Annotated in this window: 21 protein-coding genes and 1 tRNA gene; 18 read left to right on the top strand and 4 right to left on the bottom strand. The window is 51.0% G+C overall.

Annotated elements, in window-relative coordinates:
* Positions 1 to 40 precede the first annotated feature (40 nt).
* Both LDL70_RS08755 and LDL70_RS08750 read left to right on the top strand, forming a co-directional pair.
* Entirely contained in the window at positions 41 to 718 is a 678-nt protein-coding gene (locus tag LDL70_RS08755; RefSeq protein ID WP_022711482.1) for a protein-L-isoaspartate(D-aspartate) O-methyltransferase, read from the top strand.
* 423 nt (positions 719 to 1,141) lie between these two features.
* Positions 1,142 to 2,365 (top strand): LysM peptidoglycan-binding domain-containing protein, encoded by a 1,224-nt coding sequence (locus tag LDL70_RS08750; RefSeq protein WP_370637824.1) that lies wholly within the window; start codon positions 1,142 to 1,144, stop codon positions 2,363 to 2,365.
* A gap of 108 nt (positions 2,366 to 2,473) precedes the next feature.
* Here LDL70_RS08750 and LDL70_RS08745 read toward each other — a convergent pair whose 3' ends face one another.
* Positions 2,474 to 3,340: an ATP-binding protein gene (locus LDL70_RS08745; RefSeq protein ID WP_075654874.1), complete on the bottom strand. Its 867-nt coding sequence runs from the start codon at positions 3,338 to 3,340 to the stop codon at positions 2,474 to 2,476.
* A 468-nt stretch (positions 3,341 to 3,808) separates the two neighbouring features.
* Between LDL70_RS08745 and yajC the strand changes: the two genes are divergently transcribed.
* From yajC to LDL70_RS08725, 4 genes are all read left to right on the top strand, one after another.
* Positions 3,809 to 4,150, top strand: a complete 342-nt coding sequence (yajC, locus tag LDL70_RS08740) for a preprotein translocase subunit YajC (RefSeq protein WP_225684871.1) — start codon at positions 3,809 to 3,811, stop codon at positions 4,148 to 4,150.
* Between the two features lie 290 nt (positions 4,151 to 4,440).
* Positions 4,441 to 6,690, top strand: a complete 2,250-nt coding sequence (gene secD, locus LDL70_RS08735) for a protein translocase subunit SecD (RefSeq protein ID WP_225684870.1) — start codon at positions 4,441 to 4,443, stop codon at positions 6,688 to 6,690.
* A gap of 189 nt (positions 6,691 to 6,879) precedes the next feature.
* Entirely contained in the window at positions 6,880 to 7,269 is a 390-nt protein-coding gene (locus LDL70_RS08730) for an Mth938-like domain-containing protein (RefSeq protein ID WP_022711477.1), read from the top strand.
* Between the two features lie 4 nt (positions 7,270 to 7,273).
* The gene (locus tag LDL70_RS08725; protein ID WP_225684869.1) at positions 7,274 to 8,149 is read left to right on the top strand and encodes a phytoene/squalene synthase family protein; all 876 of its coding nucleotides are present in this window, start codon (positions 7,274 to 7,276) and stop codon (positions 8,147 to 8,149) included.
* Between the two features lie 141 nt (positions 8,150 to 8,290).
* On the opposite strand, the gene trmFO is transcribed toward LDL70_RS08725, so the two are convergent.
* Together trmFO and LDL70_RS08715 are read right to left on the bottom strand one after the other, a co-directional pair.
* Positions 8,291 to 9,694 (bottom strand): methylenetetrahydrofolate--tRNA-(uracil(54)-C(5))-methyltransferase (FADH(2)-oxidizing) TrmFO, encoded by a 1,404-nt coding sequence (gene trmFO / locus LDL70_RS08720; protein WP_225684868.1) that lies wholly within the window; start codon positions 9,692 to 9,694, stop codon positions 8,291 to 8,293.
* A gap of 395 nt (positions 9,695 to 10,089) precedes the next feature.
* Positions 10,090 to 10,242: a DUF1127 domain-containing protein gene (locus LDL70_RS08715; protein WP_022711474.1), complete on the bottom strand. Its 153-nt coding sequence runs from the start codon at positions 10,240 to 10,242 to the stop codon at positions 10,090 to 10,092.
* Between the two features lie 449 nt (positions 10,243 to 10,691).
* On the opposite strand from LDL70_RS08715, the gene LDL70_RS08710 reads away from it, so the two are divergent.
* From LDL70_RS08710 to LDL70_RS08655, 12 genes are all read left to right on the top strand, one after another.
* Complete coding sequence (locus tag LDL70_RS08710) at positions 10,692 to 11,147, top strand: hypothetical protein (RefSeq protein WP_225684867.1); 456 nt, start codon at positions 10,692 to 10,694, stop codon at positions 11,145 to 11,147.
* An 83-nt stretch (positions 11,148 to 11,230) separates the two neighbouring features.
* The gene (locus LDL70_RS08705) at positions 11,231 to 12,169 is read left to right on the top strand and encodes a sterol desaturase family protein (RefSeq protein ID WP_225684866.1); all 939 of its coding nucleotides are present in this window, start codon (positions 11,231 to 11,233) and stop codon (positions 12,167 to 12,169) included.
* Positions 12,170 to 12,262: 93 nt separating this feature from the next.
* Entirely contained in the window at positions 12,263 to 13,438 is a 1,176-nt protein-coding gene (locus LDL70_RS08700) for a DUF2157 domain-containing protein (RefSeq protein ID WP_225684865.1), read from the top strand.
* Positions 13,435 to 14,016, top strand: a complete 582-nt coding sequence (locus LDL70_RS08695; protein ID WP_022711470.1) for a GDYXXLXY domain-containing protein — start codon at positions 13,435 to 13,437, stop codon at positions 14,014 to 14,016. Before LDL70_RS08700 ends, LDL70_RS08695 begins: the two co-directional genes overlap by 4 nt.
* Positions 14,017 to 14,150: 134 nt before the next feature.
* Positions 14,151 to 14,233: transfer RNA gene (locus LDL70_RS08690), tRNA-Leu, on the top strand.
* Positions 14,234 to 14,528: 295 nt separating this feature from the next.
* Positions 14,529 to 15,995, top strand: coding sequence for an amidohydrolase family protein (locus LDL70_RS08685; RefSeq protein ID WP_225684864.1), 1,467 nt, complete (start codon positions 14,529 to 14,531; stop codon positions 15,993 to 15,995).
* A gap of 412 nt (positions 15,996 to 16,407) precedes the next feature.
* Positions 16,408 to 17,826 (top strand): trigger factor, encoded by a 1,419-nt coding sequence (gene tig / locus LDL70_RS08680; RefSeq protein ID WP_116087516.1) that lies wholly within the window; start codon positions 16,408 to 16,410, stop codon positions 17,824 to 17,826.
* A gap of 103 nt (positions 17,827 to 17,929) precedes the next feature.
* On the top strand, positions 17,930 to 18,397 hold the full coding sequence (locus tag LDL70_RS08675; protein WP_225684863.1) for a GNAT family N-acetyltransferase: 468 nt from the start codon (positions 17,930 to 17,932) through the stop codon (positions 18,395 to 18,397).
* A gap of 247 nt (positions 18,398 to 18,644) precedes the next feature.
* Complete coding sequence (gene gatB, locus LDL70_RS08670) at positions 18,645 to 20,144, top strand: Asp-tRNA(Asn)/Glu-tRNA(Gln) amidotransferase subunit GatB (protein ID WP_022711466.1); 1,500 nt, start codon at positions 18,645 to 18,647, stop codon at positions 20,142 to 20,144.
* On the top strand, positions 20,144 to 20,647 hold the full coding sequence (locus LDL70_RS08665; protein WP_225684862.1) for a GNAT family N-acetyltransferase: 504 nt from the start codon (positions 20,144 to 20,146) through the stop codon (positions 20,645 to 20,647). Before gatB ends, LDL70_RS08665 begins: the two co-directional genes overlap by 1 nt.
* A 215-nt stretch (positions 20,648 to 20,862) precedes the next feature.
* Positions 20,863 to 21,258, top strand: a complete 396-nt coding sequence (locus LDL70_RS08660) for an NADH:ubiquinone oxidoreductase subunit NDUFA12 (RefSeq protein WP_022711464.1) — start codon at positions 20,863 to 20,865, stop codon at positions 21,256 to 21,258.
* 222 nt (positions 21,259 to 21,480) lie between these two features.
* Positions 21,481 to 21,906 carry a DUF2155 domain-containing protein gene (locus LDL70_RS08655; protein WP_051139045.1) on the top strand — a complete coding sequence of 142 codons (426 nt, stop codon included), beginning with the start codon at positions 21,481 to 21,483 and terminating at the stop codon, positions 21,904 to 21,906.
* 12 nt (positions 21,907 to 21,918) lie between these two features.
* On the opposite strand, the gene aat is transcribed toward LDL70_RS08655, so the two are convergent.
* A complete protein-coding gene (gene aat / locus LDL70_RS08650; RefSeq protein ID WP_245257327.1) occupies positions 21,919 to 22,452 on the bottom strand; it encodes a leucyl/phenylalanyl-tRNA--protein transferase in 534 nt (177 codons plus the stop codon).
* Positions 22,453 to 22,463 lie beyond the last annotated feature (11 nt).

Raw genomic sequence — 22,463 nt, 5'->3', positions numbered from 1 at the left:
GCTGCCTGATCGGCTATAAATCTGACTTCGGGCAGGGTTCATGAATATTCACATGCAGGCAAATACGGGCAAATATCGCATGAGCGGCAAAGAAGGTTTTGCCTCTTTTGTATTGCGTATGCGCAGTCGTGGATTGCACGATCCGCGTTTGTTTGCAGCAATTGAAGCCACGCCGCGTCAGCATTTCATCAATTCCGCCTATCAGGATTTTGCCTATAGCAATCGTGTTTTGCCGCTGGCTTGCGGCGAATCAATTGAGGGGCTGGACGATCAGGCACGTTTTCTCTCTGCTTTGTCGCTTGAAGCGGGACATCGCGTGTTGGAAATCGGCACAGGCTCGGGTTTCACTGCCGCTGTCATGGCGCGCCTTGCCGCGCGTGTGACAACGATTGAGCGTTATAAAACTTTGGCAGAAGCAGCGCGTAATCAGTTTCAGGCGCATCAGATCGAAAATGTTGTTTGCAAACATGCAGATGGCCGCCACGGTGTAGCCGGTGGTCCTTATGACCGTATTATCGTTTGGCTGGCTTCGGATGCAATGCCGCGGCAATATCTGGATTTGCTGGCAACGCATGGCGTGATGATTGCACCGGTCGGGCAGGGTGACGGGCAGCAGGTCATGTGCCGCATGGCCAAAGTCGGCAGCCGTTTTGAGCGCGAAGACCTGATGATGGTGCGTTATCAGCCGTTTATCGAAGGCTCTGCTGCGTTTCTCTGAAACTTCGGCTGATTTTATTTCCCGGTTTTTATAGTTGTCACAGTGCTCTGACAGGCTTCGGAGTAGCATGTCGTGTATCAAATTTGCCTGATTTAGCGATTATGGTATCCGTTTGATGAATCTTTTAATTTTTTTACAGCAATTTTAACCAGCAGGTAACATTAACGCGCTTTAATAAGTCTACTTAGAGTTTCGGGTATGGACGGGTTGAATATGCGTAAAAAAGTTTTGCATCATGCGTCCGAGCGTCTTCTGCGTCATAGCGCGGTCATCCTGCTTGCAGGTGTGGTTGCTGGCTGTAGCGGGGATATGACACGCTTTACGGATGGCCTTACGACTGGATCGACGAATAATCAGCGCGCGATTATGCAGTCACAGAATCAGTCCTATCAGCAGAATAACGGCGCGGATAATTATCCGTCGATGCCGGCTGCGCAGCGTGTGGCTTCCGGTAATGTGCAGCGTAACGAGTTGCCGCCGGTAGGAACTGCCGCACCGATGGGCGCTGCACAGGTTGTGCAGAATAATGTTCAGTCCGTACGCGATCAGGCGACACAGCAGGTTGCAATGGCTGGCAGCAATATGACCAATGCTGCGGCAAGTTCGGTTAATAATGCGATGGTGCAGCCGGGTGAAACACTTTACGGCGTTGCCCGCCGGTTTAATGTGTCTCCGAATGATCTGATGGCTGCGAATAATATTACTGACCCGAATATGTTGCGGGCAGGGCAGACACTGACAATTCCGGGCGTTAAAGCCGCTGCCGGCGGCGCATTGGTTGCTGCTGCCAATGGCGGTACGCAGACCCTTGGTCAGCTGAAATCAAACGGCACACAGGCTGTTGCCAATGCTCAGCAGGCTGCGACGAACAAAGTGAATAATGCTGTTGCCAATGCAGGCGCAAAAGTAGCTGCTGCGACCGGCGGTTATACTGTGCAGAGCGGTGATACGCTGCATGCGATTGCCCAGCGCAATGGTGTGACGGCTGCAGCTCTGAAACAAGCGAACGGCATGAGCGACGGTACAATCCGCGTTGGTCAGTCTCTGGTGATCCCTGTTGCGGCGACTGCTGCAGCAACGCAGGTCGCGGCTGTTGCCAAGCCGGTTCAGGCCGCAGTTGATACGACAGTAAAAACAGCTTCAACTCCGCCTGCAGCTGCAAAACAGGTGCCGGATGGCAGCGTGAAGCCTTATACACCGCCGCAGGCGAGCAATAAGGTGATTGAAGAAGCCGAGCAGGATGTCGCCATGGCGCCTTCTGCAACCGGTATCTCGCAGATGCGCTGGCCGGTACGCGGCAAGGTGCTGACCAGCTTTGGTCAGCGTGACGGCGGTACTGTGAATGACGGTATCGACATTATGGTGCCGGAAGGTACGCCGGTTAAAGCAGCCGAAAACGGTGTGGTTATCTACGCCGGTGACGGGCTGAAGGAATTCGGTCAGACTGTTCTGGTGCGCCACGAAAATGGTCTTGTGACTGTCTATGGTCATAACAGCAAGATCAATGTGCAACGCGGTCAGAAAGTGCGCCGCGGTGAGGAAATTGCCCGTTCCGGTATGAGCGGCAATGCAAAATCACCAAAGCTGCATTTTGAAGTGCGTAAGAATTCTACGCCGGTTAATCCGTCGAAATATCTGGAAACTTAATTCTGAGAATATAGAGCGCCATGTGCCATGCAAAGGACGTTCTAACTCTTTAAAATTATGCTCTGAATTGAAAAAAAGCCCGCTGCATCATGCAGCGGGCTTTTTTGTTTATGCATGAATGGAAATGCCAAGCCTGCCTGCCAAATCTTGTACATATTGCCAGGCAACGCGGCCTGAACGGTTGCCGCGTGTGGTTGACCATTCAAGGGCTTCCGCATGCAGCTTCTCAACCGGATAATTGAAGCCGTAATGCGCGGCATAGCCGTCGACCATTGCCAGATAATCATCCTGATTGCATTTATGGAAGCCAAGCCACAGACCAAAGCGGTCGGAGAGCGAGACTTTTTCTTCTGTCGCTTCAGACGGATTGATAGCGCTGGAACGCTCATTATCAATCATTTCACGCGGCATCAGATGACGGCGGTTGGATGTGGCATAGAAAATCACATTATCAGGACGGCCTTCGACACCGCCTTCAAGCGCAGCTTTCAGTGATTTGTAAGATGTATCGTCATGGTCAAAGGACAGGTCGTCACAAAACAGAATGAAACGGTAGTCACTCTCCTTGATGAGATTCATCAATACCGGCAGGCTGTTGATATCTTCGCGGTGAATTTCAATGAGCTTCAGCGGTTTTTCGGCGGTTTGATTGACTGAAGCCTGCGCGGCTTTGACCAAAGAGGATTTGCCCATGCCGCGTGCGCCCCAGAGCAGCACATTATTTGCAGGCAGGCCGCGGGCAAAGCGCTCGGTATTGCTCACCAGCTGGTCGCGCACATGGTCAACACCATGAATGAGACCGAGATCAACACGGTTGACCTTTTTGACCGGTGCCAGTTCAAGGCGGGAGGGCTCCCAGACAAATGTATCGGCACTCTCTGCCTGCAATGGTTTCGGGGCAGGTGGTGCCATGCGCTCAAGAACAGCCAGCAGCTGATCCAGTTTTGCACTCAATATTTGCTCAGTCGTGTTCATTTTAAAGCCTGTATTCTATCCGCGGCACTCTTGTATCCGGTCATCAGACTTATGGCGGGATGCAAGAATGCCCGGATTTTAAGTAAAGCACTTGAGCATTCGCTGCCGGCTTTACCGGACTGTTTCTGTTTGCTTCTTAAAGACTGCCTTCAAGAATAGTCTGACTTTATCAAGATTATTGTCTTTGAATAGTACCCATGGGTACGGTTGTGTGAAAATATTGTATTTGTGCCTGTAGCCAAGGCCGGAGTGAAAAAAATGATGGCCGCACTGGTAAAGTGGATTAAGAATTTGCATCTATGGTTGCATAACGGCGTATAACCGTTGTAATGCGCAGTGAATAAATTTGATGCATGCCGGTGAAATATGACGGCTTTGGCTACATAATTCCCTAACCCGCAATCGGTTTAAGGAATTCTGCAGCCGAGAAGCATCGGACAGTTTTCAGTTTGACGAGGAGTCACTTTCATGTTTGTTACCCCTGCTTACGCTCAGGCCGCCGGTGGTGCCGGTGGCGCGGATATGCTGATGAGCATTCTGCCGTTTATCCTTATTTTCGTTGTTATGTATTTCCTGATTATCCGCCCTCAGCGTAATCAGATGAAAAAACGCGGTGAAATGCTGACCAATATCCGCCGCAATGACACGATCATTACCGGTGGCGGCATCATCGCTAAAGTTACCAAAGTGATCGATGATAATGAGCTGGAAGCTGAAATTGCTGACGGTATCAAAATCCGCATTCTGCGCTCCACCATTGGTGATGTGCGCACCCGTGGTGAACCGGTTGCCGACAACAAAAACAAGTAAGCTTATTGCTGATTGTTATTAAAGCCCGCTTTGAGCGGGCTTTTTTATTGGCCTGAAACTATAATTTGATGTGCTGCAATAGCGCATCATCAGCTTAAAATCTGCGCCATCCGCCTGTGTGCCTGCTGAGATTTGTACGAATCACGTATAAGATCAGAAAATGAGGTGGTGTAAGCAGAATTTGCCGTGTTTTATTCGGCAGTTATTCTCAAAACATTACTGTTACGTCTGATCCTGTCTGTTTTGCGGGTTTGCTGCAAAGCGGCATCAATTTTACGGATGGATTGCCGATGCTCTATTTCCCGCGCTGGAAATCGGTACTGATCTGGCTGGTCGTTCTGGCCGGTTTTATCTTCGCATTACCTAATTTCTTTTCCGCTCAGCAATTGTCGGGTCTGCCTGACGGTTTCCCGAAAGGGCAGATTATCACCGGTCTTGATCTGACAGGCGGTACGCGCGTTGTTCTGGCATCGCCGAAAATTACTGCGGAAGATCTGGATAAAAGCGCAGCCGTTATGGCCGATCGTTTGTCTGAGCTGGGTTATGATAATGCCCGTATCAATGTGCAGAACAAAAACCAGATACGCGCTGAAGTGCCGGATGTTTATGATGCACAGCTCATCAAAGATCTCCTGAGCCTGAAAGGCGATATCAATTTCCGTCAGGCGAAAATAGTAACGACGCCTGATCCGCTGGCTGAAGGGCTGGTTCCGCAGGATTCGGAAATCATCTATTCATTTGATGATCCGCCAGTTGGCTATATTGTTAAAAAAGCACCGGTTCTTACCGGTGAAGACATTGCCGATGCGGAAGTCGGCGTAAATACCGCGCAGGATTCAGTGATTACCATCTCCCTGACGGAAGAGGGTACAAAGGATCTGGCCGACTTTACGACCAAGAATACCGGCTCTGTTCTTGCTGTTGTGATTGATAATCAGATTGTGTCGGCTCCGCGTATTCAGGAAGCGATTACGACCGGCAATTTGCAAATCACAGGTGACTTTGATCTGGAAACATTGAGCAATCTTGGTGTTGTTCTGCGTTCGGGGCCGCTTGCAGCTCCGGTTCAGGTTCTGGAAGAGCGCAGCATTGCTTCGGCACTTGGCCAGAATTATACAAGCTACGGACTGATTACTGCACTGAGCGCGCTTGTGGTTGTCGCTCTGTTTATGGTGCTGTCCTATGGCCTGCTTGGTCTGATCTCTGTGATTGCGCTTGGCGTCAATGTCATGCTGATGATTGCCGTGGTGTCATTCTTCGGCGTTGCAGTCGGGTTGGCAACCATTGCCGGTCTGGTGCTGACAATCGGTATGGCGGTGGACAGCAATATCCTGCTGTTTGAGAAAATGCGTGAAGATCGCCGTAACGGTTATTCTGTTGTACAGGCGATTGAATCCGGTTTTTCCCGTGCGCGTGCCTGTGTGGTGGATGCCAATCTGACAACGCTGATCGCGGCATTGGTATTGCTGATGTTTGGCAGCGGGCCGTTGCATGAATTTGCGATCATCGTGACCATCGGTGTTGCGACGTCACTTTTCACAACCTACACCTTCTCCCGTCTCCTGATTTCTCTCTGGGTTCGCCAGTCGAAGCCAACAGTGATTCCGGCACGTTTCCTCAAACTGGTGCCAACCAATACCAAGATCGGCTTTATGAAACTGAGCGGCATTACGGCAATTATCTCTGCCGCTGCCTGTGTTGCTGCCCTCGTGTTCTATTTCACCATGGGACTGAATTACGGTATCGATTTCGACGGCGGTTCTTCTGTCGAACTGCAGTCGCGTGAAGGGCCTGCGGATCTGGATGATATTCGTTTGCGTCTGTCCGAGCTGAATATTGACGGTGCGCGGGTGGTGCAGGGTAAAAATGAAAACCTTGCCGAGCTGCTGATCGGCTCGCAGGATGCCGGTGATGATGCCGAGCAAACCGTAGTCGTGAAATTGCGCGACGAGTTCGAGCAGGATTATGATTTCCAGCGCGTTGAAGTGGTTGGGCCAACGGTTTCCGATCATTTATCGCGGATTGGTAATGCAGCGCTCGGACTGGCACTGATCGGCGTTTTTGCCTATTTGTGGCTGCGTTTCCGCTGGCAGTTCGCTGTTGGTGCGGTACTGGCAACAACGCATGATATTATCATCATGATCGGTGTTTTTGCGCTGTTCCGCTTTGAATATAATTTGTGGAGCCTTGCGGCGCTGCTGACGGTTATCGGCTATTCACTTAACGATACTGTGGTCGTGTATGACCGCGTGCGTGATAATTTGCGCCGCTATCCGCAGACGCGGGTTAGTATGCTGGTGGATGCTGCGATCAATCAGACGCTGTCCCGTACAATTCTGACCTCACTGGTCACGCTGCTGGCGCTGATCCCGCTCTACATCTTTGGCGGTGCGGATATCGGTTCCTTTGCAGTGATGATGTCGCTGGGGATTATTATCGCGACCTATTCGTCGATCTATATTGCGGGGCCGTTGCTTTGGCTGCTCGGTATCAGACCGTCGGATGTCAGTGAAAATGCGGAACCGCAAACCGCAAACTGAGTAATCAGCAAAATATAAGAATAAACATTGCCCGCAGGTTCTCCTGCGGGCAATGCTGTTTTAATCAGGCTGAAATGCACTGTAATGAACTGGTAAAACTCCCATATTGTTGTAGAAGGGGCGCATATTATTGCTTGCCATCCATGCGGGGCTGAGCAGATTATAGCGATCAAGATAAAGAGAGACGAAATGAACACTGGCATTGAAATCCGTGAGGCGCATTTTCCAGGACGGGCACCGATTGATGCCTATGGAAATGGCGGGTTTCGTTTTGCGGAAATGTCGCATCGCGGTTCATTAATGTGTCTGCCATCCGGCATTCATGGTTGGGAGCCAAAACAGTCACCAATTCTGACGGTGGCTGATCTGGATATGATCCTGCAACAGGCAAGCGATATTGAAATTCTGCTGGTTGGCACGGGTATGGATCTGCGCCGGATACCGGAAGATGTTAAGGCCGTGTTGCGTGAGCACCGCATTTCCTCCGATCCGATGAGCACCGGCGCTGCTGTGCGCACCTATAATGTGCTGCTTGCGGAAGACCGCGCCGTTGCCGCCGCTCTGATTGCCGTGGAGTGAGAGTGTGGCTGAAACTGACAATAAAGCCGTGACATTTTCAGCGGCCGAGACCGGACATTATCAGCATTGCCTGCAATTTTTGCGCCAGAGTGATTTTGACCGCTATGTGGCAGTGCTTTATGCGCCGGAAGATAGGCGGCCTGCGCTTGCCGCACTTTATGCATTCAATGCAGAAATCGCCCGTATCCGTGATGTGGTGCATGATGCATTGCCGGGGGAAGTGCGCCTGCAATGGTGGCGTGATCTTATCAATGGCACCGAACATGGTGCAGTGACCGGCAATCCGGTGGCTGCTTTATTGCTGCAAGCCATTCAGAATTATCAGCTGCCGCGTTCCGTGTTTGATGCTTATTGTGAGGCACGGATTTTTGATCTGTATAATGATGCAATGCCGAGCCGCAATGATCTGGAAGGCTATTGCGGCGAAACTGCCTGTGCAATTTTGCAAATGGCAGCCATGATATTGGATGCCGATGCGGCAAAATCCTCGGCTGAACTCTCCGGCCATGCGGGTGTTGCGCAGGCTGTCAGCGGTTTGCTGCGGCTGATGCCTTTGCATCGCCGTCGCGGGCAGGTCTATGTGCCGGAAGATATGTTGCAGGCGGTGGGTGTTACAACAGAGCAATTTATCAAGGGTGATGACAAAGCGGCGATGCAGCGTGTCGTGGCTGTGGTGACAGCTCTGGCGCGGGAACATTACGCGGCTTTTGAAAAACAACCGATGCCGGCAAGCCTGAAAGCAGCCTATCTGCCGGTGCGTTTGGTTCCGTTGGTGCTGAAGCGCGCAGAGCGCAAAGCTGATCTGGTGGCCGAGCAGGGCATTGACTTGTCACAATTACGGCGCCAGTGGATTTACTTAAAGTCCTCACTCAAATCATAAGTAATAAAAAGCCGCCTCTAGAGCGTGTTGCGTTTAATCTGTGGCACTGTGCTCGCTCTAGTGCTTTGTTTTTACGCATGTCTTTACCCCAAAACAGGTACCCGCTTTTGGGAGACATGCTCTGGAGGCGGCTTTAAAATGTTATTGCTGTTCTTGCAGCCAGACTTTGAAGTCACTCAAAGCGCGGGCACTAAGAGCGCGTTTTTTGGCCTGTGTCTTTTCCTTGCCGCGCAGACGCACACCTTCCTGTTTCGGAACTGTAACTTCCGGAAACAGGCCGAAATTCACATTCATTGGCTGGAAAGAACGTTTGCCCGGTTCATCATCGCTGACAAGATGGCCGCCGGTAATGTGATTGAGCAAGGCGCCGAAAGCTGTCGTGACAGGCGGTGGCGGCAAAGTCTCGCCACGCTGCTGTGCAGCCGCAAAACGACCGGCGAGCAAGCCCATCGCTGAAGATTCCACATAGCCTTCACAACCGGTTATCTGGCCTGCAAAACGGATCTGCGGGCGGGATTTCAGGCGCAGGCTGGTATCAAGCAGGATCGGTGAATTGAGATAGGTATTGCGGTGCAAACCGCCGAGGCGGGCAAATTCTGCATTCTCCAAACCCGGAATCATGCGCAAAATCCGGGTCTGTTCGCCATATTTCAGCTTGGTCTGGAAACCGACCATATTATAGAGCGTGCCGAGTGCATTATCCTGACGAAGCTGCACAACTGCATAGGGCTTCACATCGCGATTATGGGCATTGGTCAGCCCCATCGGTTTCATCGGGCCGTGGCGCAATGTTTCAGGGCCGCGCTCTGCCATCACTTCAATTGGTAGACAGCCGTCGAAATAAGGTGTGCCTTCCCATTCTTTGAACTCGGTCTTTTCGCCGTCAATCAAAGCCTGAATAAAGGCCTGATATTGCTCTTTATCCATCGGGCAGTTGATATAGTCTTTGCCTGTACCGCCCGGACCAACTTTGTCATAGCGCGACTGGAACCAGCAGATATCCATATTGATACTGTCAAAATGGATGATCGGCGCAATCGCATCAAAGAAGGCGAGGGAATCGGCTTCAGTTTCCTGTGCGATTGCCTCTGCCAGTTCTGCTGCGGTCAGCGGGCCGGTGGCGATGATGGTATTGCCCCAGTCTTCCGGTGGCAGACCTTCGACCACTTCACGCTGAATGGTGATGAGCGGGTGCGCTTCAAGCTTTGCAGTGACCGCATCAGAGAAACCGTCACGGTCAACAGCCAGCGCACCACCGGCCGGAACCTGATTGGCATCGGCGCAGGCCATAATCAGCGAATTGGCCAGACGCATTTCAGCATGGAGCACGCCAACGGCATTGGTTTCAGCATCATCCGAGCGGAAGGAATTGGAGCATACAAGCTCAGCCAGTCCGTGGGTCTTATGCGCATCTGTACCGCGCACTGGACGCATTTCATGAATGATGACGGGAATGCCTGCTTCAGCAATCTGCCATGCCGCTTCGCTGCCTGCGAGGCCGCCGCCGATAATGTGAACAGGTGAATAGGATGATAAATTGGACATGCTTTGTCCAATACCGCTTTTGCAACGCGGCATCAATCACCTCTGTGCCAGATCACAAGCTTTTGCGGATAGGAATAATGGATAAAAAAATAGCCCTGTCGCAGGAGGGAGGGCGACAGAGCTATCTTAAGGAGGACTGATATGGGGGGATATCAGTCAGCGCAGAATGGAGGACATAGTCCTGACAGCGCTATGCCTGCTGAAAAACGGGAGGGACAACAGCAGGCAATAAAACATGACCGGTACGGGAGGAGGAATACCGGTCATGAAAGGGGAGGATGTTTATCCGTCTGTGCCGGTGGTTGAAAAACTCCGGCACAGATATTTCGTGGCATACATACTATCAGTTCAGGCGAATTCCCGATCCTGACAGTTTTAGCAATGACTTGCTTTAATTACATACCGGCAGTGTTGGACTTGCGGGCGATGTAAGGAATGTCGGAGCGGGAGATACCGAGGTCACCGAGTTCACGGTTGGACAAACGGTTCAGTTCGGAAACTGTGTCACGGTAACGGCGCCAGTTGTTGAAAGAGCGAATGATGTTCATTTTTAAAACCCTCGATTGTGTTCAGTTGTGTTGTGTAATCTGTTGTCCTGTATATAGCCCGGGTAATCAGAAATGAGGAGAGACAAGATTGCATAGCTCCTCTGCGAGCCTTGCAGACCTCATTTAAACGATTTAAATCGCTATTTAGTCGCTATTTGGACAAAATTGGTGTCGGTCGCAATTTTCGTTCGTTAAACTGTGATTGCGGGTAATTTAAATGCGATATTGCGCATTAAGCCTCACAAAAATATCGCCTGTGGGTTGTGTAGAAATTGTGACATTTCAAGAGCTATGCAAAGCAGCACGGCATTAAGGTTAGCGACTGGTAAAATTGCGGGCTGGTTATTGAGTGGCAGTGCGATTTTTGGATACTTGAATGCGGGGAATTTTCGTGGGAACCTTGTTTTCATGAAGGGGAACGGCTTGTTTATAGGGGGAGATCAGGTCGCTTGCTGAGTTTGCCTGTACTCATTGGCATGATCGTCGCCGGTATTATCACCGGCGCAGTGGCTGTTCATCTGCTTGGCGGTAACCGGCAGGCGGTTTTAGACAGCGATAAGGATGTGCTGGAGCGTTTCCGGCAGGATTATCCGGAAAGCCTGATCACCCGCATTTATTATACTCAAGACCGGCGCACTGCTTTTTTCGACCTGCCGCAGCAGGGAACCGGTATTGTTCATGCGGTGGGTGCTAAATTTTTGACACGCATTTTAAAAGCGCAAGATATTGCGGAAATCCGGAAGCAGGGCGAAACAAAACTGTTTCTGCAGATGCATGATTTTACATGGCCCGCGGCTGCTTTTTCTTTCGATGACAAAAAGACACGTGATCAGGTCTGTGAATGGCTGGAGCATTTCACAGTCAAGTTGGATCAACTTGACGCCCGTGATAGTGCGACCAAATAAAGAATCTGGAGCGAGCGCTATGATCCAATCTGGACGTAAACCGCTCTAGCGCGGCCTCAACAATAAAAAGGGGAGTTGTCTTAATGAATGATCCGGCATTCTTGGACGTGACACTGCTGGCAGTGCCCTTATATCTCCTTGCGATCATGATTGAGCTGGTTGCGGTGCGCTATTGGCATCGCAAGGGCGAATTTGAAACCCGTGATGCACTGACCAGCCTGCTAATGGGCACCGGTAATGTTGTGGCAGGGCTGTTGCTCGGTTTTGTTTCTGTCACAGCTTTGCTGTGGGTCTGGCAGTTTCGTTTTTTTGACCTCGGCCTGCATTGGTGGGTCTTTATCGCTGCCTTTATTTTCGATGATCTGCGCTATTACTGGTATCACCGTATTGCCCATCGGGTGCGCTGGGTCTGGGCGGAGCATGTCAATCATCATTCCAGCCAGCACTATAATCTGACCACGGCGCTGCGTCAGTCTTGGACAGGGCAGATTACCGGCATGTTTATATTGCAGGTGCCGCTGGTATTGCTGGGCTTTCATCCGGCAGTGATTGCTTTTGTCTATGGCTTTAATCTGATCTACCAGTTCTGGATTCATACTGAGGCAATCGGCAAAATGTGGAAGCCTATTGAATTGATCTTCAATACGCCGTCGCATCACCGAGTGCATCACGCGACCAATCCGCGATATCTGGATGCGAATTTTGCCGGTACCTTGATTATCTGGGACAGATTATTCGGCACATTTGTGGAGGAACTGCCGGAGGATATTCCGCGCTACGGGATTGTGCGCAATATCGGTACTTTCAATCCGGTGCGGGTGGCATTTCATGAATGGGCGGGGATGATGAAAGATGTGTTTGTGCCGGGGCTGAGCCTGCGGCAAAGGCTGATGTATATGGCAGCGCCGCCCGGCTGGAGCCATGACGGCAGCCGTAAAACATCGGAAGATCTGAAAGCGGATTATGTGCGCCTGAACCCTGATGAAGCCGGCAAACCGGGATTGCCTGAGCACTCGTCTTAATTTAACACGATAATAAAGCTATGCGCTCGTCTCTTGCATCGGGCAGGTTTGTTCTTATGCAAGCCGCAGCAACCATTATAACAGGATCGCCATTTGTCCATTTTTGTTTCCCTTGCAAGTCAGATCGACCAGTGGCAGTCACAAGGGCTGCTGGATCAGGAAACCGCAGACAGGCTGCGTCTTGATGTTAAAACCCGCAAGAACGGCTTTGGTATTGGCGGTGTTCTCGCCGTACTTGGTGCATTATTGCTTGGCGCAGCGCTGATCCTGTTTGTTGCAGCCAATTGGGAAGTTATACCGCGTGTCTGGCGCGTGGCGCTTATCCTGTTTGTCATGTGGAGCGGTTATCTTGGCGGCGCATGGTTGCAAAGGCGCGGTGAAAGCGGGCAAAGCAACACATTGGCGGCGATTTTTGCACCGGCGCTCTATCTGCTCTCGGCAATTACCTATGGTGCCGGTATCGCGCTGATCGGGCAGATGTATCATATGTCCGGTGATATGACGACGGCGGCACTTGCATGGGGTGTTGGTGTGCTGATTGCTGCGGTGCTGCTGCGCGCGCCGATTTTGACCGCTGCGGCATTGGGTATCGGTGGCTTTTATCTGTCAACCGTGCTGAATGAGCTTGGCGGGCAGGTCAATCTGGTTGCATCTTATCGCTGGATTATGCCGCTTTATATTCTCGCCTGTATTGGTGCCATTATCTACACAAAAGCGGATAAGGCAATGCATTTGCTGGCAGCACTGACACTGGCCTATTTCCTCACTTTGTATTTTGACATTGAAAATCAGGCGATCCTGATCCTGATGATTGCCCTTGGCGCTGTGCTGGTGATTTGTCAGGGGCGCTGGCCGGCTTTTGAACGCTACAGCTACGGATTTGGCTCGCAGCTGGCCGGTTATGGTCTGGCTTCTCTGCTGATCGCGCTGTTTATCTTTCAGGTTGAGCATAAAGACCTGTTCAATAGTTATGAGGCCGGTGCCGATGCGGTCTATTCGCTGGTGGCAATTGCTGTCTGTATTTTTGCGCTGATTATCGCCGGTGAAAAAAGCGGACAATTACGCTGGTTCGCCTATGCGGGCTTCTCTCTGCATGTGTTGTATCTGGCGACCGTGACTGTGGGGACGATGATTGGCACGTCCGGTGTCTTCCTGATTGGCGGTCTGCTGGTGATGGGGCTGGCTTATCTGGTTACCCGCATGGAAAAATATCTGCATGGCACACCTGCAAAAGCGGTGTCCGTTCATGATGGGGAGCAGCAACCATGAGTTTTCTTAAAAAACGCTGGCTTTATGTGGCTGCAATTCTTGCGGCATTGCTGCAGTCGGGTGTGATGCTGGCAGGTGTTCAGCAGCGTATCAGTATTCTGCGCAGCGGTTCGGAAGTGGTGCTGCGGACTTTGCCGGTTGATCCGCGTGATCTGATGCGCGGCGATTATGTTATTCTGAGCTATGAAATTTCCCGCTTGCCTGCACATATGATTAGCGGTCAGCCGAAACGCAAAAGCGGACTGAATTATATTTATGTCGTGCTGGCGAAACAGGCTGATGGTTTGTGGGAGGCGAAGCGGGCGCAATTTGATGTTCCGGATGCATTAAAAGACGGCGAAATCTTTTTGCGCGGGGAGGTTGAGGCTCCGTTTCAGCTCTTTGACAGCTATTCAATCCTGCCTGTTGTTTATGGCATTGAGCGCTATTATGTGCCGGAGGGCGAGGGGCTGGCCGTTGAAAATGCCCAGCGCGACAGCAACGTGGATATCGTCCTGTCAGTGAATGAAAAAGGCGTCGCGGCGATACGTGCGCTCAGAATTGACGGCAAACAGGTTTTTGATGAACCGCTGTTCTGAGGTGAGGAGGCAAAGGGGAAGTGATAAGATCTGTGTATGACAGTCTCTTATCAAAAATAATCTGTTTTTCCCCTTTGAAGCCTGAAAATTGAATGCTATAGAGCGGCGCACATCAAAGCATACGTGCTTCGGTTGCGGATATGGCGAAATTGGTAGACGCACCAGATTTAGGTTCTGGCGGGAGACCGTGGGGGTTCGAGTCCCTCTATCCGCACCACTTTTATTCTCTCTGTTCTTTGTAAATCTTTGTAATTGCTGCGTATTTGATGCTGCAATTTTGGCGAAGGTGCGTTTTTGGCCGGTTTTGTGATACAAACCGTGTTACAAATTGGGTTGCAATGCAGTTTGAGATGTCCTCTTTTCTCATTGCCTGCTGTTTATAGTCTCCGCAGCAAATATATCCTGCCGGATCGTGCTGAATTTCATCAATTCTAAAACTTTATGGCCGAAGTTTCCGCATAATATATTTATGCTGATGCAGTCTTATCAAAGCTTTAGAAAGGTTTGAGACTATGGGAAACTATGGTGCGCGTTACGGGCAATATGCTCATGGATTTGGATGCTTGTGCCATAGTCCGGCAATCACACAGCTGAATGAACGCATTGGTCGCGGGCTGAGCCGCCGTTCTGTCCTGAGCGGTCTTGCGGCTGTAATGGCAGGTGCTGTGGTGGCTGATCCGGTTTCGGCACTGGCTCAGACGCCCGTTTCTGTTGCAGGCCAGCCTGTTTTGCTGAAAAATCTGCGTATTTTCGACGGAAAATCCTCAAAGCTGATTGAAGGGCATAATGTTCTGGTGAGCGGCGGAAAAATTGCGGATATTCTCAAAGCTTCAGAGAATGTTGCTGAGGTGCAGGTGATTGATTGCGGCAATCGCGTGCTGATGCCGGGTCTGATCGATGCCCATTGGCACAGTATTCTGGCGGCTATTCCGCAAATGGTGGCGATGACGTCTGACATTGCCTATGTGCATCTTGTTGCTGCACAGGAAGCACAGCGCACTTTGATGCGTGGCTTTACGACCGTGCGCGATATGGGCGGGCCTTCCTTTGCGCTGAAGCGTGCGATTGATGAAAAGCGTATTCCGGGACCTCGTATTTATCCGTCCGGCGCGATGGTGTCACAAACCTCCGGTCATGGCGATTTCCGCCAGCGCAGTGATATTCCGCGCCATAGTGCGAATGATCTGAGCCTTGCGGAATCTGCCGGTATTGCTGCGATTGCGGATGGTGAGGCCGAAGTGCTGCGCCGCGTGCGCGAGCAGCTGATGCTGGGCGCCAGCCAGATCAAGATTATGGTCGGCGGCGGTGTGGCATCGGCCTATGATGCGCTGGATTCCCTGCAATTTACCGAGGCTGAAATCCGTGCTGCGGTCATGGCTGCCAAGGATTGGGGCACATATGTCTGTGCGCATGTTTATACCTCAGCCGGTATTCAGCGGGCGCTGGCTTGCGGTGTGCAGTCAATTGAACATGGCCAGCTGGCCGATGAGGAAACCGTCAGGCAAATGGCTGATGCCGGTGCATGGTGGAGCATTCAGCCGTTTCTGGCGGATGAGGATGCCAATGTTTATGCCTCGCAGATACAGCGCGACCAGCAGAAAATGATTGCCGAAGGCACGATCCGTGCATTTGAACTGGGGCCTAAATATAATGTCAAAATGGCATGGGGGACGGATATTCTGTTCAACCCGAAGGGCACAGCCTCGCAGGGACGTCAGCTGGCGAAACTGGCGCGCTGGTTTGATAATGGTGACGTGCTGAAAATGGCGACCGGCACCAATGCCGAATTGCTGACGCTATCAGGAAACCGTAATCCTTATGGTGCAGCTGTCGGCGTTATCGAAAAAGGTGCAATGGCGGATATGCTGCTGATCGACGGTAATCCGCTGGAGGATGTGTCTCTGATTGCTGATCCGGACAAGAATATGAAGCTGATTATGAAAGACGGTATTGTTTATAAAAATATACTGACTGCATAATCCGCATCGGTAAAAGGCCGATAAAATCCGATGGATTGCAGGGTGAACATTCAATCGCATCTTGTATTTTGCGGGCGCTGATTGTAATGGGTTTGCGATAAATGGGATTCTGGCGCAATGCTGTCGCACGGGCTCTGTTACGAAATGTGACTTTATGCCGGTGAATGAGCAGATATTGTGCAGGAAATTCAATAGCAGAAATCAGGTATGGCTGCTTAAAATCCGTACCATTTATATATAGAGTCACTGTCATAATCCGGCAGGCTTTATATCCGTTCCGGGATGTCCCATAGCCTTTGCGCATATTTGTGCGCGGTATGTGACAAACAGAAAAACAAGAAATTTCGCTAGCCACGGCGGCTACGGTCATGTGGCCGGTCATGCGAAACGAAGACAAAGTGAAGGTTTTGACATGCAGGTTACCGAAACGCTCAATGAAGGGCTGAAGCGCGAGATCAAAGTCGTGGTTCCGGCACAGGATCTTGAAGCAAAGCTTGCTGAGCGCCTCGAAACCGCTCGCGGTCGCGCTAAGATCGATGGTTTCCGTCCTGGTAAAGTTCCTGCAGCACATCTGCGTAAGATGTACGGCAAGTCTTTCATGGCTGAGATCGTTAACGAAATTCTGAACGATTCAACCCGTTCGATCCTTGCTGACCGCAACGAAAAAGCTGCAACCCAGCCAGAAGTTGCAATGAGCGAAGACGAAGCAGAAGCCGAAAAGGTTCTGGCCGGTAAAGCTGATTTCGAATTCACCATGAATTACGAAGTTCTGCCGGCAATCGAAATCAAAGACGTTTCCGGTCTTAAAGTGACCCGTGAAGTTGTTGATATTTCGGACGAAGAAGTTGAAGAGCAGGTTAAGAAGATCGCTTCTTCCGCTCGTACTTTCGAAGCGAAAAAAGGCAAAGCTGAAGACGGCGACCGCGTTACCATGGATTACCTCGGTAAGCTGGAAGACGTTCCTTTCGAAGGCGGCGCAGATCAGGATGCACAGCTGGTACTCGGTTCCGGCCAGTTCATTCCGGGCTTTGAAGATCAGCTGGTCGGCGTAAAAGCCGGTGACGAAAAGCAGATCAAAGTAACTTTCCCTGAAAATTACGGCGCTGCCCATCTGGCCGGTAAAGAAGCAACCTTCGACATCACTGTGAAGGAAGTTGCTAAAGCTGCTGAGCTGGAACTGAATGATGAAGTTGCGAAGAAGCTCGGCATTGAAAGCCTTGATCGTCTGCGCACTGTTGTTCGTGAACAGATCGAAGGTCAGTACGGCCAGATCACCCGTCAGAAAGTTAAGCGTCAGATCCTCGACGGTCTGGATGCAGAATATCAGTTCGAAACACCAGAACGTCTGGTTAATGCTGAGTTCAACAACATCTGGCAGCAGATCAATTTCGACCTGCAGCAGGCTGGCAAGACTTTTGAAGACGAAGAAACCACTGAAGAAGCTGCTCGCGAAGAATATCGCAAGCTTGCTGAACGCCGTGTACGTCTTGGTCTGGTTCTCTCCGAAATCGGCGAAAAAGCCGGTGTAGAAGTAACCGAAGAAGAACTGCAGCGCGCTGTTTACGATCAGGTTCGTCGTTACCCAGGTCAGGAACAGCAGGTTTATGAATTCCTGCGTAAAACTCCTGATGCAGTTGCTAATCTGCGCGCACCAATCTTTGAAGAAAAGGTTGTTGATCACCTGCTCGGCACAATCTCCGTCACCGATAAGAAAGTGACCAAAGAAGAGCTGACAGCTGAAGAAGAAGGCGCAGCAGAAGAAGCAAAGCCTGCTAAAAAAGCTGCTCCAAAGAAAAAAGCAGCTAAAAAAGCTGATGATGCAGCTGAATAATCAGCCCGCATAAAGTTATGAGAAAGCCGCGTTGCAAAACGCGGCTTTTTTGTTTGCTGTCAGCGGTGCTTTACTGCCGGCCGTGTTGCGCTATTGTGGTGTAATGCAACCAAGACCGTATTATCATTTATGTAAATCGCTGAGTGACGAGCCGCCGCAGCCTGTCTGGTCAAAGAATGTGGTTTTATCCGCCTTCCGGCCGGATATGATTGCAGAACTCCATGTTTTGCTGACGGCTTCCTATCAAGCTGTTGGTAGTACAGTGCCGCCATTGCGTGACTGGTGGCAGGCACTGTTCAATGATGAGGAATATGATGCCGGTCTGATCTTTCCGGTGACAGATATCCAAGGGCAACTCATTGCTTTTGCGCAATGCTGGAGCAGTGCATTTATCAAGGATATTGTCGTGCATCCCGACTGGCGCAGGCAGGGCATTGGCGAAGCCTTATTGCTGCATTGTTTTCAGGTTTTCCAATTGCGCGGTGCGGAGAATGTTTGTCTCAAAGTGGAGGGTAATAACCCCTTTGGAGCAGAGCGGCTCTATCGCCGGCTTGGTATGGTCGATATATGACCGTGGTGTGAGGTCATTTATCTTTACAAGCCCATGCTTTGTTACGGGAATTTGTACTTTTTCCGTCAATGCAGGGTGCACTGTTGCACCATAATGTTTATAGTCCGCGCCATGATCGTTTATTGATGCTGAAACAGTGCTGTTGTGATGCACAGAACACTTGCCAGTCAGGCCGGTTTGTTTTAGCCAGAAGCATGAGAAAACGGCGGAGTTTAACTCGCGCCGCAAAACAGAGATTTAAGAGCCCATGTCCCTTATCGATACACGCACGCCAGACCCGAAACGCCTGATCTCCGGTGCCACCGGTGACTGGGAAATCGTGATCGGGATGGAAGTTCATGCGCAGGTGACTTCCAATTCCAAATTGTTCTCCGGTGCTTCCACCGAATTCGGTGCCGAGCCAAATGCCAATGTTTCGCTGGTGGATGCCGCGATGCCGGGTATGCTGCCGGTTATCAATGCGGAATGTGTGGCGCAGGCCATTCGTACCGGTCTCGGGCTGAAAGCACAGATCAATCTGAAGTCGGTTTTTGACCGCAAAAACTATTTCTATCCGGATCTGCCGCAGGGCTATCAGATTTCACAGTTTAAACAGCCGATCGTGGGTGAGGGCACTGTAACTGTGTCTGTTGGCCCTGATTCCAAAGGCCAGTTTGAAGATGTTGAAGTTGGTATCGAGCGTGTGCACCTGGAACAGGATGCGGGTAAATCCCTGCACGATCAGCATCCGAGCATGTCCTATGTCGATCTGAACCGTTCCGGTGTGGCGCTGATGGAAATCGTTTCCAAGCCGGATATCCGCTCATCGGATGAAGCACGCGCTTATATGACCAAGCTGCGCAGCATTTTGCGTTATCTCGGCACCTGTGACGGTAATATGGATCAGGGCTCGATGCGCGCAGACGTGAACGTGTCTGTTCGTCGTCCGGGTGGTGAATTTGGCACCCGTTGCGAAATCAAGAACATGAACTCGATCCGCTTCATCGGTCAGGCGATTGAATATGAAGCGCGCCGTCAGATCGGTATTCTTGAAGATGGAGGGAAGATTGATCAGGAAACCCGTCTTTATGATCCGGTAAAGGGTGAAACCCGCTCGATGCGCTCGAAAGAAGAAGCGCATGATTATCGCTATTTCCCTGATCCTGATCTGCTGCCGCTGGAATTCACACAGGCTTATGTGGATGAATTGGCATCAGCTCTGCCGGAACTGCCGGATGACAAGAAAACCCGTCTGGTCGAAACCATGGGTCTGTCTGTCTATGACGCATCCATCCTGATCACTGAAAAAGCCATTGCTGACTATTTCGAATCGGTTGCAGAAGGCCGTGACGGTAAAGTTGCTGCAAACTGGGTCATCAATGATCTGCTCGGCGCTTTGAACAAGGCCGGTAAAGATATTGAAGATGCTCCGGTTTCTCCGGAACAGCTGGGCGCTATTCTTGATCTGATCAAGGAAGGCACAATCTCCGGTAAAATCGCAAAAGACCTGTTTGAAATCGTCTGGAACGAGGGCGGTGATCCGAAAGAGATCGTCGAAGCCCGCGGCATGAAGCAGGTGACTGATACCGGCGCGATTGAAAAAGCCGTTGATGAAATCATCGCTGCGAACCCTGAAAAAGTGGCTCAGGCAAAAGAAAAGCCGACACTGGCGGGTTGGTTTGTTGGTCAGGTGATGAAGTCAACCGGCGGTAAAGCTAATCCGCAGGCTGTGAATGATCTGGTTAAAGCGAAACTGGGCATCGAATAATGTGGCTGCGCTCTGCAAATAAGGATGATCTGAAGGCCGTGCATCAGTTGCTGGTCAAAACCTGGCACGCCACATTTGATGATGTGCTGGGTATTGAGACCGTCAATAAGGTGACAGGTGAATATCATTCTGTTGCTGCGCTGACACGCAATCTGGCCAAGCCTTATTCGGAATTTGTTGTGGCCGATGACGGCGAGGGCAACCTCGTCGGCATGGCTTATGCCAGCCAGAGCAAAGACGGTATTGCAGAGCTGCACCAGCTTTATGTCGATCCTGAGCAGCAGGTTCAGGGTATCGGCACCATGTTGCTGGCGGAGATTGAAATGGCTTTTCCTGATGTGGAGAAGCTTGCTCTCGAAGTGATTGCCAAGAATCAGAAAGCTCTGGACTTCTACACCCGCAAAGGTTTTGAAAAGACCGGCGAGACGAATGACTGGGGTACACTGAAACTGGATATTCCGGTTATTAAAATGGAAAAGTCTCTGACAGGCTGGTCTATGTAACCGGAGCATCCCGCATTTAATTGTGCCTGTTGCGCCCGTACAAAGTTTTGTGAGTTAAGTGTTCTCTGGTGTTAAATGGCGCCACTTAACTGCGAAATGCTGAAAACAGCGGCAACTTGACCCTTGCGACACGCCTCAGATAAGGGCATAAGCAGGGAATAATCTGCATGATCCTGTGCCTTTATGGTCAGGATAGTTCAGGATCCGGAAGTGCTATGAAAAAATTTATTATTCAGGTCTTTACCTGGTGGAACAGCCAGACTATCGGCACCCGTCTTCATACATGGCGCAAAGGTAAGCGCGTCGGTGAAGATGAGTTCGGTAATGTTTATTATACCGGTGGTAAGGATTCTGAAGGCCGCACCCGTCGTTGGGTTATCTTCAACGGCTATAGCGAAGCCAGTGCAATTCCTGCCGGCTGGCATGGCTGGATGCATCACCGCACCGATACGCCGCCGACTGAAGAAAACTATCAGCCACGCGAATGGCAGAAGCCGCACCAGCAGAACCTGACCGGTACGCCTTATGCTTATCGCCCGCAGGGTGCGATCTCCGCATCCGGTCAGCGCCCTAAAGTGGGCGGCGACTATGATGCATGGACACCGAATTAAGTTTCAGTCCTGATAGATTTGACAGGCGGCATGGTTTTTCAACTGTGCCGCCTTTATCTTTCCCCTAAATTGACGTCCTGTGCAGCTGTCTGCCGCTCTGGATTGGGGAAAACCCTGTCCGGCGAGTCTTTTTCTCACAAATGCCGCAAAGAACAGGCTAATTTTCCAGCGGGTGTTTTCTCCGCATCCGTTTATGCAACCAGTACCAAAGGCAGAATGTGTATGAATGTTTCTTCCGGACGATCTTTTGGAACAACATTTCTGCTGGTTGCAGGGCTGGCACTTGCCGGTCTGGGCGTAGCATCTGAGGCACGTGCCGAGCGTATTTCCAATAAAGTTGCGGAATTTTCCGGTCTGGACAAGATCACCGGCCGGATCACAACTTTTGACGTTTATATAAATGAGACAGTGCAATTCGGTGCGTTACAGGTAACGCCGAAGGTTTGCTACAGCCGCTCGGATAATGAAGCACCGCGCACTGACAGCTTTGTGCAGGTGGATGAAATCACACTGGATCGTAAAATCCGCCGCATCTTCTCCGGCTGGATGTTTGCCGATAGTCCGGGTCTGAATGCTGTGGATCATCCGGTGTATGATATCTGGCTGAAAGACTGCAAGCAGACGTCAGACATTCCTGCGCCGCAATAAGGTTTGGCAGCCTCAGAATTGCGCCGGCGTTAAAATCGCTGGCAGCAACATATCTTCATAATCCTTTGCAGGAATTTCAACAGCGCCAAAACGCTGTAAATGCCCCGTAGTAAACTGCGTATCCAGCAGTTTGAAACCATGTGCACGCAACCGCTCCACCAGATGCACGAGGCAGACCTTGGAAGCATCGGTGACATGGCTGAACATGCTTTCACCAAAGAATGCGCCACCCAGCGACACACCATAAAGACCGCCGACAAGTTGCCCGTCCTGCCATGCTTCAACAGAATGGCAGTGTCCGGCTTTGTGCAGGGCAATATAGCCGTCACGGATCGTCTGATTGATCCATGTGCCGGCATTGGGATCCCGCCTGATCGCACAGCCTTCCAGCACCTGTTCAAAAGCGGTGTCATAGCTGATCTCGAACGGGGAGCGCTTCAGTGTTTTTTGCAGACTGCGGGAAATGTGGAACTTGTCGAGCGGGATAATGCCGCGTTGTTCCGGTCGTACCCAGAATATTTCCGGATCATCAGCACTTTCTGACATAGGGAAAATGC

This window comes from Pseudochrobactrum sp. XF203, assembly GCF_020341615.1.
GTDB classification, from domain to species: Bacteria; Pseudomonadota; Alphaproteobacteria; order Rhizobiales; family Rhizobiaceae; genus Pseudochrobactrum; species Pseudochrobactrum saccharolyticum.
This window is presented reverse-complemented; position numbering and strand designations above follow the sequence as displayed.

Excerpts from the sequence above, each read along its gene's own strand:
- LDL70_RS08755 (WP_022711482.1), top strand. The coding sequence starts at position 41 with ATGAATATTCACATGCAGGCAAATACGGGCAAATATCGCATGAGCGGC.
- LDL70_RS08750 (WP_370637824.1), top strand. The coding sequence starts at position 1,142 with ATGCCGGCTGCGCAGCGTGTGGCTTCCGGTAATGTGCAGCGTAACGAG.
- LDL70_RS08745 (WP_075654874.1), bottom strand. The coding sequence starts at position 3,340 with ATGAACACGACTGAGCAAATATTGAGTGCAAAACTGGATCAGCTGCTG.
- yajC (WP_225684871.1), top strand. The coding sequence starts at position 3,809 with ATGTTTGTTACCCCTGCTTACGCTCAGGCCGCCGGTGGTGCCGGTGGC.
- secD (WP_225684870.1), top strand. The coding sequence starts at position 4,441 with ATGCTCTATTTCCCGCGCTGGAAATCGGTACTGATCTGGCTGGTCGTT.
- LDL70_RS08730 (WP_022711477.1), top strand. The coding sequence starts at position 6,880 with ATGAACACTGGCATTGAAATCCGTGAGGCGCATTTTCCAGGACGGGCA.
- trmFO (WP_225684868.1), bottom strand. The coding sequence starts at position 9,694 with ATGTCCAATTTATCATCCTATTCACCTGTTCACATTATCGGCGGCGGC.
- LDL70_RS08715 (WP_022711474.1), bottom strand. The coding sequence starts at position 10,242 with ATGAACATCATTCGCTCTTTCAACAACTGGCGCCGTTACCGTGACACA.
- LDL70_RS08705 (WP_225684866.1), top strand. The coding sequence starts at position 11,231 with ATGAATGATCCGGCATTCTTGGACGTGACACTGCTGGCAGTGCCCTTA.
- LDL70_RS08695 (WP_022711470.1), top strand. The coding sequence starts at position 13,435 with ATGAGTTTTCTTAAAAAACGCTGGCTTTATGTGGCTGCAATTCTTGCG.
- LDL70_RS08685 (WP_225684864.1), top strand. The coding sequence starts at position 14,529 with ATGGGAAACTATGGTGCGCGTTACGGGCAATATGCTCATGGATTTGGA.
- tig (WP_116087516.1), top strand. The coding sequence starts at position 16,408 with ATGCAGGTTACCGAAACGCTCAATGAAGGGCTGAAGCGCGAGATCAAA.
- LDL70_RS08675 (WP_225684863.1), top strand. The coding sequence starts at position 17,930 with ATGCAACCAAGACCGTATTATCATTTATGTAAATCGCTGAGTGACGAG.
- gatB (WP_022711466.1), top strand. The coding sequence starts at position 18,645 with ATGTCCCTTATCGATACACGCACGCCAGACCCGAAACGCCTGATCTCC.
- LDL70_RS08665 (WP_225684862.1), top strand. The coding sequence starts at position 20,144 with ATGTGGCTGCGCTCTGCAAATAAGGATGATCTGAAGGCCGTGCATCAG.
- LDL70_RS08660 (WP_022711464.1), top strand. The coding sequence starts at position 20,863 with ATGAAAAAATTTATTATTCAGGTCTTTACCTGGTGGAACAGCCAGACT.
- LDL70_RS08655 (WP_051139045.1), top strand. The coding sequence starts at position 21,481 with ATGAATGTTTCTTCCGGACGATCTTTTGGAACAACATTTCTGCTGGTT.
- aat (WP_245257327.1), bottom strand. The coding sequence starts at position 22,452 with ATGTCAGAAAGTGCTGATGATCCGGAAATATTCTGGGTACGACCGGAA.